1 protein-coding gene and 1 tRNA gene are annotated in these 2,959 nt (G+C 68.8%); both read left to right on the top strand.

Features of this window, described 5'->3' with window-relative positions; translation table 11 throughout:
- Positions 1-472: 472 nt before the first annotated feature.
- Positions 473-2,824 carry an EAL domain-containing protein gene (locus AADI75_RS16025; protein WP_341209982.1) on the top strand — a complete coding sequence of 784 codons (2,352 nt, stop codon included), beginning with the start codon at positions 473-475 and terminating at the stop codon, positions 2,822-2,824.
- 59 nt (positions 2,825-2,883) lie between these two features.
- Positions 2,884-2,959, top strand: a tRNA-Trp gene (locus AADI75_RS16020).

Raw genomic sequence — 2,959 nt, 5'->3', positions numbered from 1 at the left:
TCGAACTGATCCCGCCGCGCACCTTGCCGCGCACCAGTTCGGGCAAGCTCAGCCGCGCCAAGGCCCGCAACCTGTATCTGGCCGGTGAGATCAAGCCCTACGATCTGGCGGCCTGAGCAAAGGCGCGCCGCCTGGCGGTTCCGGAGCCCGCGGCGGTTCGTCACAGGTCGTTCTCAAAATCCTCCACATCGCCCCGGACGTTATCCGTCCGGGGCTGGGCACCGTACCGATCGAAGTGAAAGATTGGCGTCGGGCCGAAGCCGCGCGCGGCAAACCACGCAGAAAATGTTTTTGATCGGGCGCAGACCGCGCCGCGCGCGGCGCTGCGCGGAAAAGCGCCCTTTATCCTGAAGTAGCATCCGGTTACCGGCCCGACGCCGGGTTGGCATCGCACCGGCAACCCGCTGCCGTTTGTGCGGCAAGGGCGTGCCGGGCAACGCTTCGTCAACCAGCGCGCGCCTAAGACGGGCGGGTGACCGCCTTCTCCTCCTCCCCGCTTGCGCATCAACCGCCGCTCCGTGCGCTGTTCGGGCTGAGCAATGGCGACGATTCCGACCTTTGGGGCCGGATTCGCGCTGCACAATTGCTGGCCGCGCGGCAACGCGCGCTGCTGCTGCTCGCGGCCAATCTCACCGGCACCGCATTGATCGTCATGACGCTCAATGCGTGCGTGCCGGTGACCTGGCTGGCGATCTGGGCGCTCGTGGCGGGGGCGGTCGCAGTCGGCGCGACCGTGCGGCGCCTGCGCAGCTCCGATCGACCCGGCGGCTATGCCGATCTCGGCGCGATGCGCCCGCCGGTGATCGAGGCCGCGGCGCTGGCGCTGGTGTGGAGCGTCGTCCCCGTCATGTTCGGCGGGCACCTGCACGTCACGACCGCGCTCGCCACGCACCTCGTGCTGGCGGTCCTGATGGTGGTCTATGCGGTGGCGATGGTGTCGCTGCCGCTGGTGACGATCACCTTCATCGCGACGACCACCACGACGGCGGCGGTCACGCTGCTCGTCACCGGACATCCTGCCGCCGCGCTGGCCGATCTGCTGTTCGCGGCCTTGTTGTGCGTCAGCGCGGTCGACCGCGCACGTGCGCAGGCGTTGCTGCACGCCGCGGCGGTGACGCTGGCCGAGCGCGACGGAACGATCGGGCTGCTGCTGCGCGATTTCGACGAAACCTCCCCCGACTGGTTGTGGCAGACCGATGCGTCGCGTCGCATCGTCGAGCCGAGCGCGCGCTTCGCCGCCGCCTGCGGCGTGGAGCGCGATCAATTGGCCGGGCGGCCGCTGCTGGAGGTGCTGGCGGGAACCGGGTGGGACAGCGGACAGGTCGCCCCCGTGCTGCGCGACCTCGTGACGCGGCTGCGCAATCGTGAGGCGATCCGCGACCTGAACCTGCCGGTGATGGTCGGGGGCGAACAGCGCTGGTGGCGAATTGCCGCCTCGCCGCGCCGGGACGCCAACGGGCATTTCGGCGGCTTCCGCGGCGTCGCCTCCGACGTCACCGAGGAGCGTGCCTCGGCCGACAAGATCGCGCGGCTCGCCCGGTTCGACACGCTCACCGGGCTGCCGAACCGCCTGTCGGTGAACGAAGCGCTCGCCGATGCGGTCGCCACCGCCGAGCGCGAACGAGCGCGGTGTGCGCTGATGATGATCGACCTCGATCGCTTCAAGGCGGTCAACGACACGCTCGGCCATCCGGTCGGCGACCGGTTGCTCGGCAAGGTGTCGGAGCGGCTGGCGGCGCTGCTGGCCGATCGTGAGATCGTCGGACGGCTGGGCGGCGACGAATTCGCGGTGGTGGTGCGCGATGCGTCCGACCCGCTGCGCGTCGAACGACTGGCACGCGCGATCATCGACACGCTGTCGCGCCCCTATGAGGTCGATCAGCATACGCTGTACATCGGCGCGTCGGTGGGTGTCGCGACGTCGCCGCGCGACGGGCGCAGCGCCGAGACGCTGATCCGCTCCGCCGATCTCGCGCTGTACCGGTCCAAGGATCAGGGCGGCGGTGTGTTCCACGCATATGAGCCGCAGCTTCATGCCGAGGCGGAGGAGCGCCGCGTGCTGGAGATGGCGTTGCGGCAGGCGCTGGCCAACGAGGAATTGTCGCTCGCCTATCAGCCGGTCGTCGATGCGCGATCCGGCACGCTGCGCGGGTTCGAGGCGCTGTTGCGTTGGAACCATCCCGGTTTCGGCCAAATTCCGCCGTCCAAGTTCATCCCGATCGCCGAGGAAGCACGGCTGATCGCGACGATCGGCGAATGGGTGGTGCGCACCGCCTGCGCCGAGGCGGCGGCGTGGCCCGACGGCGTGCATGTCGCGGTCAACGTCTCGCCCGAACAGCTCCACAACCCGCAGTTCGTGACCATCGTGGCGGAAGCGCTCGCCGACAGCGGCTTGCCCGCCCGGCGGCTCGCGCTGGAGGTGACCGAAAGCGTGTTCCTGCGCGAAGGCACCGGCGCGACGCGCGTGCTGGGCGACATCCTGGCGCTGGGCGTGGGGCTCAGCCTCGACGATTTTGGCACGGGCTATTCGTCGCTTGGCTATCTCAGCTCGACGCGCTTCTCGTCGATCAAGATCGACCGCAGCTTCGTCCAGACCGCGGCGGCGGGTCGTGTTGAGGCGATCGCGATCATCCGCGCGGTGGTGGCGATGGCCGACAGCCTCGACATGACCACCACCGCGGAGGGCGTCGAAACCGAGGCCGAGCTACGGCTGGTTCAGGAATTGGGTTGCTGCAGCATCCAGGGCTATTATTTCGGGCGTCCGCTGCCGGTGGTCGAGGCACGCGCGCTGGCGATGCGCCACCTGCAAACACATGCCGCCTGAGCGGGCACCAGCTATCGCTTGACGAACGCCCAAGATACGTTCAACAGCGCAGCCCGCACAGGAGTGTAGCTCAGTTGGTAGAGCATCGGTCTCCAAAACCGAGGGCCGTGGGTTCGAGTCCCTCCACTCCTGCCA

It is taken from the genome of uncultured Sphingomonas sp. (assembly GCF_964021865.1).
Taxonomy (GTDB): Bacteria; Pseudomonadota; Alphaproteobacteria; order Sphingomonadales; family Sphingomonadaceae; genus Sphingomonas.
Note: the sequence above shows the minus strand (reverse complement) of the source record. Positions and strands in the feature narration are given on the sequence as shown.